Source organism: Vreelandella sp. L-15 (assembly GCF_056857635.1).
The window spans coordinates 19,759-33,553 of sequence record NZ_JBSXNN010000092.1; the positions used below are offsets into that span (position 1 = coordinate 19,759).

The 13,795-nt window shown below is 57.8% G+C and carries 11 protein-coding genes; 2 read left to right on the forward strand and 9 right to left on the reverse strand.

Annotation, left to right across the window (positions count from 1 at the left end):
• Window positions 1-141 precede the first annotated feature (141 nt).
• The gene (gene rne, locus AC13CY_RS13635) at window positions 142-3,393 is read left to right on the forward strand and encodes a ribonuclease E (protein WP_172514583.1); all 3,252 of its coding nucleotides are present in this window, start codon (window positions 142-144) and stop codon (window positions 3,391-3,393) included.
• Window positions 3,394-3,456: 63 nt separating this feature from the next.
• Here rne and murB read toward each other — a convergent pair whose 3' ends face one another.
• Genes murB through AC13CY_RS13670 form a run of 7 tightly spaced genes read right to left on the reverse strand, consistent with a single transcriptional unit; the run spans window position 3,457 to window position 10,999 of the window.
• Window positions 3,457-4,476, reverse strand: coding sequence for a UDP-N-acetylmuramate dehydrogenase (gene murB / locus AC13CY_RS13640; RefSeq protein WP_244154911.1), 1,020 nt, complete (start codon window positions 4,474-4,476; stop codon window positions 3,457-3,459).
• Window positions 4,466-4,933, reverse strand: coding sequence for a low molecular weight protein-tyrosine-phosphatase (locus AC13CY_RS13645; protein WP_044629209.1), 468 nt, complete (start codon window positions 4,931-4,933; stop codon window positions 4,466-4,468). Before AC13CY_RS13645 ends, murB begins: the two co-directional genes overlap by 11 nt.
• Window positions 4,930-5,721 (reverse strand): 3-deoxy-manno-octulosonate cytidylyltransferase, encoded by a 792-nt coding sequence (kdsB, locus tag AC13CY_RS13650; protein WP_044629208.1) that lies wholly within the window; start codon window positions 5,719-5,721, stop codon window positions 4,930-4,932. The genes AC13CY_RS13645 and kdsB overlap by 4 nt, the downstream gene beginning before the upstream one ends.
• Window positions 5,721-5,930 (reverse strand): Trm112 family protein, encoded by a 210-nt coding sequence (locus AC13CY_RS13655; protein WP_054641055.1) that lies wholly within the window; start codon window positions 5,928-5,930, stop codon window positions 5,721-5,723. Before AC13CY_RS13655 ends, kdsB begins: the two co-directional genes overlap by 1 nt.
• Window positions 5,923-6,939 (reverse strand): tetraacyldisaccharide 4'-kinase, encoded by a 1,017-nt coding sequence (gene lpxK / locus AC13CY_RS13660; protein WP_074210476.1) that lies wholly within the window; start codon window positions 6,937-6,939, stop codon window positions 5,923-5,925. Before lpxK ends, AC13CY_RS13655 begins: the two co-directional genes overlap by 8 nt.
• Window positions 6,936-8,672: a lipid A export permease/ATP-binding protein MsbA gene (gene msbA / locus AC13CY_RS13665; protein WP_172514584.1), complete on the reverse strand. Its 1,737-nt coding sequence runs from the start codon at window positions 8,670-8,672 to the stop codon at window positions 6,936-6,938. The genes lpxK and msbA overlap by 4 nt, the downstream gene beginning before the upstream one ends.
• A gap of 56 nt (window positions 8,673-8,728) precedes the next feature.
• The gene (locus AC13CY_RS13670) at window positions 8,729-10,999 is read right to left on the reverse strand and encodes a DNA internalization-related competence protein ComEC/Rec2 (RefSeq protein ID WP_062373433.1); all 2,271 of its coding nucleotides are present in this window, start codon (window positions 10,997-10,999) and stop codon (window positions 8,729-8,731) included.
• A gap of 97 nt (window positions 11,000-11,096) precedes the next feature.
• Here AC13CY_RS13670 and AC13CY_RS13675 point away from each other — a divergent pair, with 97 nt between their 5' ends.
• Window positions 11,097-11,648 (forward strand): DUF2062 domain-containing protein, encoded by a 552-nt coding sequence (locus AC13CY_RS13675; RefSeq protein ID WP_058577888.1) that lies wholly within the window; start codon window positions 11,097-11,099, stop codon window positions 11,646-11,648.
• 12 nt (window positions 11,649-11,660) lie between these two features.
• Here the strand turns inward: AC13CY_RS13675 and AC13CY_RS13680 are convergent, their stop codons facing one another.
• On the reverse strand, window positions 11,661-12,359 hold the full coding sequence (locus AC13CY_RS13680; RefSeq protein WP_232068246.1) for an ABC transporter ATP-binding protein: 699 nt from the start codon (window positions 12,357-12,359) through the stop codon (window positions 11,661-11,663).
• Between the two features lie 10 nt (window positions 12,360-12,369).
• Window positions 12,370-13,611 carry a lipoprotein-releasing ABC transporter permease subunit gene (locus AC13CY_RS13685; protein WP_044629201.1) on the reverse strand — a complete coding sequence of 414 codons (1,242 nt, stop codon included), beginning with the start codon at window positions 13,609-13,611 and terminating at the stop codon, window positions 12,370-12,372.
• Between the last annotated feature and the right edge of the window lie 184 nt (window positions 13,612-13,795).

The window sequence follows — 13,795 nt, forward strand, 5'->3', positions numbered from 1 at the left end:
CTTTCGGCCGGGTCGGCAGAACTGCCTTCCCGGCTTAATGCGTCAGCATAACCATGCGCCGAGCACAAGCACGCAGCACCCAGCGATTCGCCGACGCTAGCCTTTAAAAGCGCTTCGGCACGCCATGCTACGTGAGACAACATGAAACGGATGCTAATTAACGCGACCCAGCCGGAAGAGCTGCGGGTCGCACTGGTAGATGGACAGCGCCTGTATGATTTAGATATTGAATCTGGCGCTCGGGAACAGAAAAAAGCCAATATTTATCGGGGTAAAATCACCCGTGTAGAACCCTCGCTCGAAGCTGCTTTTGTTGACTTTGGCGCTGAGCGCCACGGCTTCCTTCCGCTGAAAGAAATCTCCCGCGAATATTTTGTCAAAGATGTCTCTGGCCGCCCGAGCATTAAAGAAGTGCTCAAAGAAGGCCAAGAAGTCATTGTTCAGGTCGATAAAGAGGAGCGCGGCAACAAAGGGGCAGCGCTGACCACCTTTATTAGCTTGGCAGGTCGCTTCCTCGTCTTGATGCCCAACAATCCTCGTGCGGGCGGTATTTCGCGCCGTATTGAAGGGGATGATCGCAGCCAGTTAAAAGACGCCATGGGCCAACTTACTGTGCCCGACAAAATGGGCCTCATTGTTCGCACCGCAGGCATTGGCCGTAGCCCAGAAGAGCTTCAGTGGGACTTGGATTATCTCGTTCAGGTATGGGAGTCCATCACCACAGAAGCCGGTAAGCGTTCTGCACCGTTCTTAATCTACCGTGAATCCAACGTCATCATTCGCGCCATGCGCGACTACCTTCGTCAGGATATCGGCGAGGTGCTGATCGACAGCCCCGAGATTCACGCCGAGGCGCTGGCATTTATCCGCCAGGTGATGCCCTCTTACCAGCAGAAAATTAAGCTGTACGCAGATGAGGTCCCCCTCTTCTCTCGCTTCCAGATTGAGTCGCAAATTGAAACCGCTTACCAGCGGGAAGTAAAACTGCCCTCTGGTGGCTCGATTGTAATCGACCACACTGAAGCTCTGGTGTCCATCGACATCAACTCCGCGCGTGCTACGCGGGGCAGTGATATCGAAGAAACAGCGCTGCAAACCAATTCCGAAGCGGCCGACGAAATTGCCCGTCAGCTTCGCTTGCGAGATATTGGCGGCTTGGTCGTGATCGACTTCATCGACATGGGCCCTGCGCGCAACCAGCGTGAAGTCGAAAACCGCATGCGCGATGCTCTGAAGCTAGATCGTGCTCGGGTACAAATTGGGCGCATTTCACGCTTTGGCTTAATGGAAATGTCGCGCCAGCGCCTACGCCCCTCCCTGGGCGAAACAAGCGGCGTAGTGTGCCCACGCTGTAACGGCCAAGGCACCATCCGCGACGTGCGTTCACTATCGCTCTCGATCATGCGCCTGATTGAAGAAGAGGCAATGAAAGAGCGCAGCGCGCAGATTCGCGCCATCTTGCCGGTACCGGTGGCCACTTACCTGCTAAATGAAAAGCGCAGCGTACTGGCAGATATCGAGTCTCGCCAAGGCGTTCGCGTGGTGCTGCTACCCAGCCCAGAAATGGATACTCCGCACTACGATGTTCAGCGCCTGCGGGATGACCATTTGGACGAAGACGAGAGCCATACGCTCTCCAGCTTCGAGCTGTCTACCGACACCGATGTTGGCAAAGAACCTGACCCTAGCTTTGCACCGCCTGCACAGCGGGCCGAAGCGGCCGTTAAGAGCGTAGTACACAACGCCCCAGCACCGGCATCGCTGCAAACAGAAGAAACGCCTGCTAAAGCGGCTGCAGCCACCCCTGCACCCGCCGCTACTGCTGAACAGCCCAGCGTGCTTGGCCGCTTTATCCGCGGCTTTGCTAAACTGCTGGGCGGCGATGACGGCAGCCAGCAGCCAGCTCAGGAAGCCCAGGCACCAAGTAAGCAGACTGAACAGCCGAAGAGTAGCCGCCCGCAACGCAGTGAACGCCGCTCCAAACCTGTTCAGGAGCGCAGCGACACCAGGGCCAAAAACGAGCAGCGCAGCAGCACGCCATCCGGTAATGCCACTCCTCGCAATGACGATGCAAGCGATAAGCGCAGCGGCCCCAGCCGCACCCGCAACCGTCGTCGTCATCCGCAGCAGGACGATGCCAAGGCCCAAGAGAACGCGAAAAACACGCATCAGAAAGAGCCCGTAAACAAGGACGCTCCTAAAGAGGAGGCAGCCAAGCCTGCCGTCCAGCCGGATAACCGTCGTGACAAGCCACGTGATGCCAAGCCCAAAAGCGATGAACGTACGCCTACGGCCCAGGCTGACGACAGCAAGCAAGACGACGGCAAGCCGAAGCGTACGCGTAACAACCCGCGTCATCGTTCGCGCAAGCAGGCGCTAAACCCTCAAGCGGAAGCAGAACAGCTGAAGCTGCAGGCAGAAGCGGAGCAGGCACCTCAGCCCCAAGAAGCCCCGGCAGCCACAGCGACATCTGAAGCCGCTAGCGCGCCTGACAACAACACGGAAGCATCGCCAACACCGGCTGACAAGCCAGCAACTGAGCAAGTAAGCAGCGAAAAAGACGATAGCGCTGAGCAGGCTCAAGCGGCAGCGGATGACAGCACAACTGCTGAGCGCCCGGCCAACAGCGCCGCCAAAGCGCGCAAGTCGACGCGCCAGCGCCGTCAGGCTCAGCCTGAGTCAGTGCAGCACGAAGCCACCAGCACACCAGCGGCTGACAGCAGCGATGCAGCAGCCTTGAGCGCGCCAAACGCTGACGAGACCAAGGCCGCCGATGCTCAAACTGACGACCTCAAAGCGGAACAGCCGCCGGTGGCTCAAGAAACAGCAGCCCAAGACGCCACAGAAGCGCCGCAAACCGCTGCCGAGCACGTCGCAGAGCGCGAGCCAAAAGCGAATGACGCAGCTGCAGAAGCAAGTACGGCAGAAGCTGCTGCTGAAAGCACAGTGCCCACGGAAGAGCCTCAGACTCAGACAGTAGCGAATGAGACTGCTGAGACTGCTGAGCAGGACAGCGTTAAAGACACTCTGGTTGCCAACGCCGAAGCAGCGGCTTCTACGGATGAAGAAGCTTCAGCACCAACAGTCAGTGAAGAGCCCTCAACGGCGAAAGCGCCTTCACCGGCGGCGGATCAAGAGCCTTCAACAGAAGCGAGCGAGCAGCCAGCTGCTGAAGCTCACGACGAGACGGCTACCAAGATGGAAGCGGCCCCTGCTCCAGAAGAGCAAGAGAACGTGTCAGCGCAACCCGCCGACAATGCGCCAGCGGCAAATCCCGTTAGCGAGGCCCCGACAGCTGATGAGGAGGCGCCAAAACCGCGTCGTCGCCGTCGTGCCCATAACGACCCGCGCGAACTACGCAAGCAGCAGGCACAGCAAAACTCGCAAGAGTAAGTGCTCGCAACAAACAACCCCGCTTCGGCGGGGTTTTTTATGGGTGGTAAAGATAAGCAGACGTTAGATCACCCGCGGTTCTAGCTCTAGCAATACACCAAACCGATCAAACACGGTCTGAGCAATAGTGTCTGCAAAACTCAGCAGTCCTGGGCGATCTCCTCCCCCAAAGTGCACCAGCACTAACGCTTGGCGCTCATGGACGCCAAATGCTCCCAGGCGCTGCCCCTTTAAGCCGCACTGGTCAATCAGCCAGCCTGCTGCCAGCTTAGTTTGGTTATTGGGCTGAGGAAAATACGGCATGTCTGGATACTCCTTCAACAGCCGATGCGTATGCTCATTGCTCACTAGCGGATTCTTGAAGAAACTGCCCGCATTCGCTAGCACAGCTGGGTCAGGCAATTTTTCCTGGCGAATCGCACAGACCGCTTGAGCCACGGACAAAGGGGTCGGTGACTCCGACACGCGAGCCGCCAAATCGCCATAACCCAGCACGGGCCTCGGCGTGGCGGACAGCCGCAGCGCAAGTTGGGTGATCACTACCTTACCCGCTAGTGCTCGCTTGAAAATACTGTCGCGATAGCCAAACTGGCACGCATCAGCGTTCAACCAGTACATCTCGCCAGTGGCCAACTCGGCAACCTGGACTGCTTTCAACACATCGCTGAGCTCGACACCATAAGCACCAATATTTTGTACCGGTGCAGCGCCGCAATCGCCAGGGATCAACGCTAAATTTTCAACCCCCCACAAGCCATGCGTCGCCAATGCCATTACCAAGGCATGCCAGCTCACACCGGCACCCACATAGGCGGTGACGTCATCACCACTGCGCTCCAGCCACCAATGGCGAAGTGCCGGGCGAAGCGCCATACCGTGAAGCGTTGGTGGCAGCAGCACATTACTGCCACCGCCTAGCAGGGTAATTGGCCACTGATGAATACGCGCGCTATACAAGGCAGCCTGCAGGCTAGAGAGCGTTGTCGGTGCAATGTAGCGCGCCGCTTGGCAAGGTAGGCGAAGCGTATTGGCTGTAGTGAGGTCCACCCAGACGGATGCCCCATCCAAGCTATCAGCGCCCACAGGTCAGCTCTGCAATCAGTCCGGTACTGGCTTGCTCAATCATATCCAATACCTGCTCAAAGCCCGCTTCTCCGCCGTAATAAGGATCAGGAACATCGGTATTCGCGAGTCCTGCATACTCCAACAACAGCCCTACCTTAGCCTGGCTGTCGGCCGGTTTTAGCGCCTGCATCGCCGCCAGGTTATCGCTGTCCATGCCCAGCACGTAGTCGAATTCCAGGAAGTCACTCGCTTTTAACTGACGGGCGCGCAGATGGCTAATATCGATACCACGGCGCAGCGCGGCTGCCTGGGCACGGGGGTCGGGCGCTTTGCCAACATGCCAACTGCCAACACCGCAGGAGTCGATTTCCACGCGTTTGCTTAACCCTGCACGGTCGAGCGCCTGCTGAAAAACGCCCTCCGCGGTTGGTGAACGGCAAATATTGCCCAGGCAAACAAAGAGAACACGCGTCATGAAATGCCTCCTTCACGCTCGGCAGACAACAGCGACCTTACCCGCGCCAAATCCTCTTCCGTATCGACTCCGGCGGGGTTTATCGCGCTCGCCAGCGCCACTTGAATAGCGTAGCCATGCTGTAGTGCCCGAAGCTGCTCCAACTGCTCCAACTGCTCCAGGCTGGAGGGCGCTAGATCCCGATAGGCGGCTAAGAAACTCGCTCGGTAGGCGTAGATCCCAATATGGCGCAGCCAAGCATCGGTTTCTAGTAGGCTTGGCTGTGCTTTAAAGTGCTCGCGATCCCAGGGAATCGGCGCTCGCGAGAAGTAGAGCGCCCGCCCCTGTAGCGACCGCACGACTTTCACCACGTTAGGATTAAACAGCGTATCAACATCCGCAATCGGCTCGGCTAGGGTGGCAATCGCCGCCTCGGGGTCATCCGCCAGGCGCAGTGCGACCTGATCAATAAGTGCCGGAGGAATCAGCGGCTCATCCCCCTGCACATTCACGACCAGCGTGTCATCACTTAGGCCTAGATGGTCGGAGACCTCGGCGAGCCGGTCAGTGCCCGAGGGGTGGTCATCGCGAGTCATCACTACGTCAGCTCCATAGGGCAGCATGGCATCGCGAATCCGCGTATCGTCTGTCGCCACCACTACGCGGTTGGCCTGGCTTTGACAGGCTCGCCGCCACACATGGGCCACCATGGGCTCACCGGCGATCTCTAATAGCGGTTTGCCCGGCAAGCGAGAGGAGCCAAAACGAGCGGGGACAACGGCAATAAATTGCGGCGTAACATCAGACATCACGCCTCTCCGGTGCGGCCAGGCGAGGTAGGTAACTTTTCATCAGCACCCATTTGCCGTGCCTCTTCAGGCAGCATGACAGGAATGCCATCCTGTATGGGATAGGCTAAACCGTCGTAGTGGCAGCAAAGCTCTTGGGCGTCACGATCATACTTCAGTTTGCCGTTGCAGAGCGGGCAAACCAGCATTGCCAATAGTTCCTTATCCATCGGTGCATCCCCTTTGTGTCAGTACGGACAGCCTGTTTGCCAGCCAGTCCTCAAATGCTTGTGGAAGCTGCGCCTCCACCTCTAATACCCAGCTATCAGACGGTGCAAACGCCTGACACTTTACGGCGTCTTTCGCCGTCATAATGATTGGTCGTGGCGGCATAAATTGAAACGTGTGTTCATCAAATGGCTGGTGGTCTGCCAGGGGATGCATCTCCCCTTCCACGCCTAACTCCCGTAGCGTATTGAAAAAACGCTGAGGGTTGCCAATACCTGCCAGCCCATGCACCGGCAGCGCAAATGGCAGCGGCTGCAACGGATAGTGCTGCCCAGTAGGCAGCTGGCGCCAGCGCTGAGGTACCAGCTGCATAGCCACACTAGATATTTCCAGCGGGCGTTGTAGCGCTCCGTTGACAATCACAGCGTCCACACTTGCAAGTCGCCCGGGCGCCTCTCTTAAAGGCCCAGCGGGCAGGCAGCGCTGATTGCCTAGCCCACGAGCACCATCGATAACCACCAGTTCAATATCGCGCCCTAAGGCCAAGTGCTGCAAGCCGTCATCGCTAATCAGTACATCGCAGCCCTGTTGCACCAACCTTTCAGCACCCCGCGCTCGCTGCGGGTCCGCCACCACCGGTACTCCGGTTTGCTGTGCCAGCATCAGTGGTTCATCACCGCTATGCGCTGGGTCTGTAGAAGGCGTTACTAACAGAGGATAGTGCGGCGCTTTACCGCCATAGCCGCGGGTGACGATACCGGGTGAAAATCCCTGCTGTACCAGCCAACGGCTAAGCCAGGCCACAAGCGGTGACTTACCCGTACCGCCTAACGTAATATTGCCCACCACGATCACCGGCACCGGTGCTTGCCAAACTGGTTTATTTCCCTCGCGGTAACACTGTGCTCGCCGCCCCATAAGATAACGGTATAAATTACCCAACGGATAGAGCGGTACTAGCCAGTTACTGCCGCCATAGGCAGCCTTTATCCAGCGCTGAGCAAGACTCATTCACTCTCCTGAAACTGAAGCTGGTGCAGCGCGGCGTAGGCCCCACCTTTTTCAAGCAGCGCCTGATGGGTACCCTGCTCAATAATCCGCCCTTGATCCATCACTAGAATGCGGTCGGCACGCTCAATGGTGGAGAGTCGGTGAGCTATGACCAGGGTGGTGCGCCCTTCACACACGTGCTCCAACGCTTTTTGGATATAGCGCTCTGACTCGGTATCCAGTGCGGAGGTCGCTTCATCCAGAATCAGAATGGGCGCATCTTTAAAAATGGCCCGGGCGATGGCGAGCCGCTGGCGCTGCCCACCCGAGAGCATCACCCCATTCTCGCCGACGACCGTGGCGTAACTTTCTGGCAGCTTTTCAATAAACTCGCTGGCGTAGGCTGCCTCGGCAGCCGCCTTAATGGCGGCCGGGTCTGGGTCAGCCACGCCGTAAGCAATATTGTCAGCAATGGAGGCGTTAAACAGGGTGACCTGCTGGGACACCAGGGCAATATTCTGGCGCAGCGGCCCTAAGGCGTACTCATCGGCATTCACGCCATCAATCAAAATCTGCCCTTCACTGGGGCGATAGAAACGCGGCAGCAGGCTGACGAGCGTTGATTTACCGCTGCCCGAGCGGCCCACAATAGCCACCAGCTCGCCGGGAGCAACGTTAAGATTCACGTTGTGCAGTACGCTGGGCTGGTCGTCACCATAGCGGAAGCTGACGTTCTCAATCACCACATTGCCCGTTAGCTTGCTGGGAATGAGAGAGCCTTCATCCTGTTCAGGGGTGAGGTCTAACAGGCCAAACAGCTCAGAGGCCGCTGCGATGCCCTTCTGAATCTCGCTGTTAATCTCGGTGAGCTGGCGCACCGGCTTAATCATCAGGGCAGCGGCGGTGATAAAGGCGACAAACTCCCCCGGCGTCATGTTTTCCATCAGCGAGGGCGCCATGGCCAGCCACACTAGCAGCGCCATAGAGATCGCCACCAGCATGAGCACGACAGGCGAACTAACCGCTCGGGTCATGGCCTCTTTCATACTCTGGCGACGGTTCTCTTCACTCACGCGCTCAAAACGCTGTTTCTCGTACGCTTCTGCGCCGTGGGTACGTACCACGCGATAGCCCGAAAGCGCCTCAGAAGCCACATGAGTCACATCGCCCATGGAGTGTTGAATACGCTTGGAGATACGCCGAAAGCGCTTGCTCACATAGCTCACCACACCGGCAATAATCGGAGTAACACCCAAAAACAGCAGCGTTAGCATCCAGTTGGTCCAGAATAGATAGCCTACCAGCCCCACGACAAACAACCCCTCACGCAGGATGATTGTCACCGCATTGGTCGCTGCACCGGCTACCTGCTCAACGTGGTAAGTGACCCTTGATACCAAGTGGCCGCTGGAGTGGTGATCGAAAAAACGACCTGGCAGGTGAAGCAAGTGGGCAAACACATCGCAGCGCAGCGTATGAATCACATAGCGCCCCACGTAGGCCATAAAGTAGGTGCTCAGAAAAGTGCCCAGCCCGCGAGAGGCAAACATGAGTACTACAAACAGCGGCAGGAAAAACCGAAAATCGGCGTCTGGGTTTTGAATCCCATCAATCAGCCGCTTCATCATTTCCGCCAGCGCGGTACTTGAAGCTGCGTAAATCACAAAACCCACCACCGCCAGCGCAAACGCACGCCAGTGTGGCTTAACGTAACCCAATAACCGTTTATATAATATCCAACCTGAGTCAGTCACACGCGCTCCCGGCAGTAGTGTGCAGTGTGGGCGATTCTACCTGATGGTGGCGCGCTTCAACACCGCTTATGGCCACCTGCCAAGGCCCGCAGTGGCTGAAAGGTGACTGGCTGCTGCGGTATCAGCGTAAATTTAAGCGCGCCGTCCTGGGCGGTGTTCCATAGGCAGCTATGCTGCTGCCGAAAGCGCCGCACAACGTCGTCGGCAGGGTGGCGGAACGCATTGTCTCGCCCAGCGCTGAAAACCACGTGATGTGGCTGCGTCTCGCGCACAAACTGAACACCCGAGCTGGTGCCGCTGCCGTGGTGGCCCGCCACCAATACACTCACGTTGCCATTCAGCTGCGGTAGAAGCTGTCGCTCCACTTGGTTCCCTACGTCACCGGTGATCAGCAGGCTATGTTCACCCGCATACACTGCTAACACACAAGAGCGATCATTAGAGGATAGAGTGTTCTCACCGCTCGGTGGCCAGAGTATTCGATACGTAATACCGTCACGCTGCCAGCGTTGCCCCTGCTCGCAGCGCTGGCTTGGGATAGATAGCGACTCCCCTGCTGGCGCCCACCACTGCGCTACTTGGTGATCCGCTAGTAGCGCATCTACGCCTCCGGCGTGGTCAGTATCCGCGTGACTGACCATTACTTGGTCAAAATCTTGACCTGGGGGCCATAGGCTTTGCAGGGGCATAAAGCCACTGCGAAAACGTGGCCCCGTATCATAGAGCAGCCGAAAATTGGCACTGCGCAGCTCTATTAACTGCCCTTGGCCCACATCGTAAACCGTCACGTGAAGCTGCCCCGGCGGAATCGCCTGCTCTCTCGGCCACCAGGGAATTGTCACCAAGAGTACCGCCGCACCCACGCGTAACCAACGCGGCACGGCGGGCAAGCCCCAGCACAGCGACAGCAGCACCAAGCTCCCCGCCAATGGATAGGCCAAATGCGCGGGAGGCTGCCAGAGCGGTGCGGCTTCCACAGCGACAACCAACAGCTGATGAAATACCGCTAAGGCTTGCTCAAACACCCACCAGGGCACTAGACCAACAAACGGAAGGGGTGACAGCAGCCAGCCGAGTAGCGCGGTAGGCACCATGACCGAGCTGACCCATGGCACCGCCACTAAGTTGATCAAAGGGGCCGTAGGGGCTACACGCCCAAAGGCAAACAACACCGCTGCGGCCATTAAAGGGGCCAATAACAGTTGAGAACGCAGCAGTGCCCAGCACCAGCCTTTTACACCGCGCGGCCTGGACCGACCCTGCCAGATAATAATCAGCCACCCTACCGCCATAAACGAGAGCCACAACCCAGGCCGCCAAAGTGCTAGCGGGTCAACTATCAGCACCAGTGCCAGTGCAAGCCACCAAGCTTGCCAGGGCCCCGGTGCATGGCGGCCACTTAGAACCCACAACCCCAGCAACGTCATAATCATCGCGCGCATTGCCGGTGGCGCCAACCCGGCCAACACGGCGTAGCCAACGGCGGCCGCGCCAGCAAGCCACCAGGGCCAAGTGCGCAGCCGCCAGTTGGTAGGCGAAACGACACGCGCAGCATAACGCCCTAGCAGCAGCACGAATGACGCCACCAGCCCCACATGCAGGCCCGAGATCACCACGAGGTGCGTGGTACCCGTAGCGTTTAACAGCGCCCAGTCATCTTGGTTAAGCTTTTCGCTATCGCCAAGCGTCAATGCGGCCAGCCAGCGTTGGGTACGTGCCTCTAAAGGCAGCTGTGCTAGAAAGTCGGATGCCAATTGGCGCAGCCGAGGAGAAGCGTGCGTAAGCCGCTGCGGCGCAGGATCGGGGCGAATATATCCAGTAGCGTGGATGCCTTCACGCCATAACCACTGCTCATAATCAAAAGTATTGGGGTTGATAAAGCCATAGGGCGGCCGTAAGCGCAGCGTCATTTGCCAGCGCTCGCCAACCACATACTCATGCTCATGGTCGTAAGCGCTCACCCGAACGCTGTTTAATTGATCACAACGGGGAAGATGGGCAGGGGCTGTGCAGCGCTCGATACTCAATCGCAACCGCTGAACCCCTGACTGCTGCTGTACAGCGGTCACTTTGGCATGCACCGCTATATCCTGCCCGCTCAGCCCAACGGGCAGCCGACGCACCCACTCCTGCTGAATACTAAAGGCAACGGACCCGCCTAAGAGCAACCATACTAGGGCCCGTGGCCGCCATACGCCAACGCTTAGCCCCGCCATCATGAGGACCAGTGGCAGCAGCCATGTACCGCCCTGCCCACCGGCCCACCAAGCCAACAGGCTACCGCCAAGCGCTGCTAATGCCGCGGGCATTGCAATGCCCTGCCCCATCCGCCCCTCCCTGGTGCTCAACCATTACTGCGCACGCCGTAGCCGAAGCCCTACGCTATATGGATAATAGAAACGATCTAAAGTAAGAGTACCTGACATGCCGCGCCGTTTCCTGCAGCGCTACATGCCAAAACCCGATACGCTAAGGCGCCAGCGTTCGTTGCGCTTTATGGCACCGCTGATTGCGGATCCGGGCTTATGGCTACTAACTCGACGCAGCGTTGCGAACGCGTTTAGCGTCGGGCTGTTTTGCGCGATGCTACCCATCCCCTTTCAGATGGTGGTGGCGGCTCTGGGTGCGCGGCTAAGTCGTTGCAATTTGGCACTTTCGGTAGGGCTTGTGTGGGTCACCAACCCACTTACCATGCCGCTGATTTTTTATGTGAATTATCGAATAGGCACTTTTTTGCTTGGGGCGCCCGCGCGGGAGGCCCCTTCCCGCATCTCAACCCGCTGGATAGCTGAGCAGATGCACGACATCTTGCCACCGCTGCTACTGGGCTCTCTGATTACTGCGATTGTGCTTGCGGTCGTCGCTAACATTGGCATTCGCCTTATCTGGCGCTGGCACGTCTCCCATAACTGGAAGCGCCGCCGCCTTAAAAGACGGCGGCGCAGGGCTCGCATCGAATCAGAGTTTGACGACTAAACTAGCGCATCGCTATGCCTGAGCGACCAAGCGCCCCCCATCCAGCTTCATGACACGGTCTTGATGGGCAGCCAAGCCCACATCGTGAGTCACAATCACAAATGCACAGGCGCTCTCTTTGGCCAGCTCATCCATCAGCGCCAGAATAGACGCTGCGGTAGTTTGATCCAGGTTTCCGGTCGGCTCATCCATTAATACGAGGCTGGGGTCGGTCACTAGCGCCCGGGCAATCGCCACTCGCTGGCGCTCACCGCCCGATAGCTCACCCGGCTTATGGTCGGCACGCGCTTTCATCCCCACCCGCTCTAGGATCTGCATAGCGCGCTGTTCAGCCACTTTTTTAGACTGGCCGCGAATAATCAGCGGCAGCGCAGCATTCTCCACCGCCGTAAATTCCGCCAGCAAATGGTGGAACTGATAAACAAAACCAATATATTGATTGCGGAAGCGGCCCAGCGCGGCTTCATTCAGGCCCGAAAGTGCCTCACCGCCAATCACGACGCTGCCATCGCTCGGGCGGTCTAGGCCGCCCAACAGGTTTAACAGCGTGGTCTTGCCTGAACCCGAACTTCCTACAATCGCAACGCGTTCACCGGCACGGACGGTCAGTTCAAGCTGATCCAGTACGGTGAGATCCTGAGGGCCTTCGCTGTAAATGCGGGTGAGTCCACGGCACTCCAGCATAACGGCGTTAGAGGTGGTTGGCGTCATCGGGGCATCCTTATTCATAGCGCAGTACATCAGCAGGCTGAACGCGAGCAGCTCGCCATGCGGGATAAAGCGTCGAGAGGAACGTCAGGCCAAACGCGGCCAGCACGATGTCACGCACATCGCTCCACTCCAGACGCGACGGCAGGTCGCTAATGAAGTAAACCCCCGCATCCAGGAATTGAATACCAAACGCCGTTTCAAACCAGCCAATCAAATCGGAAATGGTGAGCGCCAGCAGAATGCCCACGGTAACGCCTACCGCAATGCCGATCAGGCCAATCGCTAGCCCCTGCACAATGAAAATACCCATGATGGAGCCCGGTGTGGCACCAATGGTGCGTAAAATGGCAATGTCCGCACGCTTATCCGTCACCACCATCACTAGCGTCGACACAATATTGAACGCGGCAACCGCAATAATCACGGTCAACAGCAGCGCGATCATGCGTTTTTCCATCTGAATAGCTTGGAAGAGATTGCCATGGGAGAACGTCCAGTCGGAGCCGCTGTAGCCTGGGCCCAACTCGTTCACAATGGCCTGAGTTTCGCTACCGGCGATAAACAGGTCGTCTAGCTCTAGGCGCAAACCACCAACCGCATCGCCCATACGTGCCAGCGTTTGCATATCTTCAATATTGGCGTAGGCCAAATTGGCGTCTAGATCGGCACCTACGCTGAAAATACCGCTGACGGTAAACCGCTTCAGTCGGGGGAAAACGCCTGCCGGAGTAATCGATGCCTCGGGCACCAGCAGCGTCACGCGGTCACCCACGCCAACGCCTAGCCTGCGGGCGAGCATCGAACCCAGCACAACATTCCACTCACCGGGCACAAGGTCGGCCAACTCACCCTGGCGCATGTGCTCGCCAATAATAGAGACCTGGTCTTCCCAATCCGGATGAATGCCGTTGACCATCGCGCCTTGGTTGCGGCCGCCAGCGGAGAACATACCCTGCTGCTCAACGTAAGGGGCCACACCAATCACTCGATCGCGCTGTACTAATTGCTCTGCCAACGCCTCCCACTCTACCAGTCCTTCCTGGGACTCAATTTTGGTGTGGGGCACCATGCCTAAAATGCGCGTGCGCAGCTCGTGATCAAATCCGTTCATAACCGACAGTACAAGAATCAGTACCGCCACCCCTAGCATCAGCCCCAGCATCGACGTTAAGGAGATAAACGAAATAAAGTGGTTCCGGCGTTTAGCGCGCACATAGCGCAGCCCCACCAGAAAAGGCAAACGATCAAGCATGGCTACATTCCTTAATAATGGGCGTCCATGGTACGGTTTTTTTAACATGGCTGCATGTGCAAACGCAGCCTTAGAGTCGCCCTCTCCAAGGCCGTTCCCTTTATAACGGTATCGCTTGCAAGTTGAGGAGCAACCCCCTAAATTGCGCCCGACCCTCTTGCCCGCCGGGCAAGCTTATTCTGAC

What these genes read in the sequence shown, in the direction of transcription:
- rne (WP_172514583.1), top strand. Translation starts at nt 142, where the DNA reads ATGAAACGGATGCTAATTAACGCGACCCAGCCGGAAGAGCTGCGGGTC.
- AC13CY_RS13675 (WP_058577888.1), top strand. Translation starts at nt 11,097, where the DNA reads ATGCCGCGCCGTTTCCTGCAGCGCTACATGCCAAAACCCGATACGCTA.
- AC13CY_RS13670 (WP_062373433.1), bottom strand. Translation starts at nt 10,999, where the DNA reads ATGGGGCAGGGCATTGCAATGCCCGCGGCATTAGCAGCGCTTGGCGGT.
- AC13CY_RS13685 (WP_044629201.1), bottom strand. Translation starts at nt 13,611, where the DNA reads ATGCTTGATCGTTTGCCTTTTCTGGTGGGGCTGCGCTATGTGCGCGCT.
- lpxK (WP_074210476.1), bottom strand. Translation starts at nt 6,939, where the DNA reads ATGAGTCTTGCTCAGCGCTGGATAAAGGCTGCCTATGGCGGCAGTAAC.
- AC13CY_RS13655 (WP_054641055.1), bottom strand. Translation starts at nt 5,930, where the DNA reads ATGGATAAGGAACTATTGGCAATGCTGGTTTGCCCGCTCTGCAACGGC.
- AC13CY_RS13645 (WP_044629209.1), bottom strand. Translation starts at nt 4,933, where the DNA reads ATGACGCGTGTTCTCTTTGTTTGCCTGGGCAATATTTGCCGTTCACCA.
- AC13CY_RS13680 (WP_232068246.1), bottom strand. Translation starts at nt 12,359, where the DNA reads ATGACGCCAACCACCTCTAACGCCGTTATGCTGGAGTGCCGTGGACTC.
- kdsB (WP_044629208.1), bottom strand. Translation starts at nt 5,721, where the DNA reads ATGTCTGATGTTACGCCGCAATTTATTGCCGTTGTCCCCGCTCGTTTT.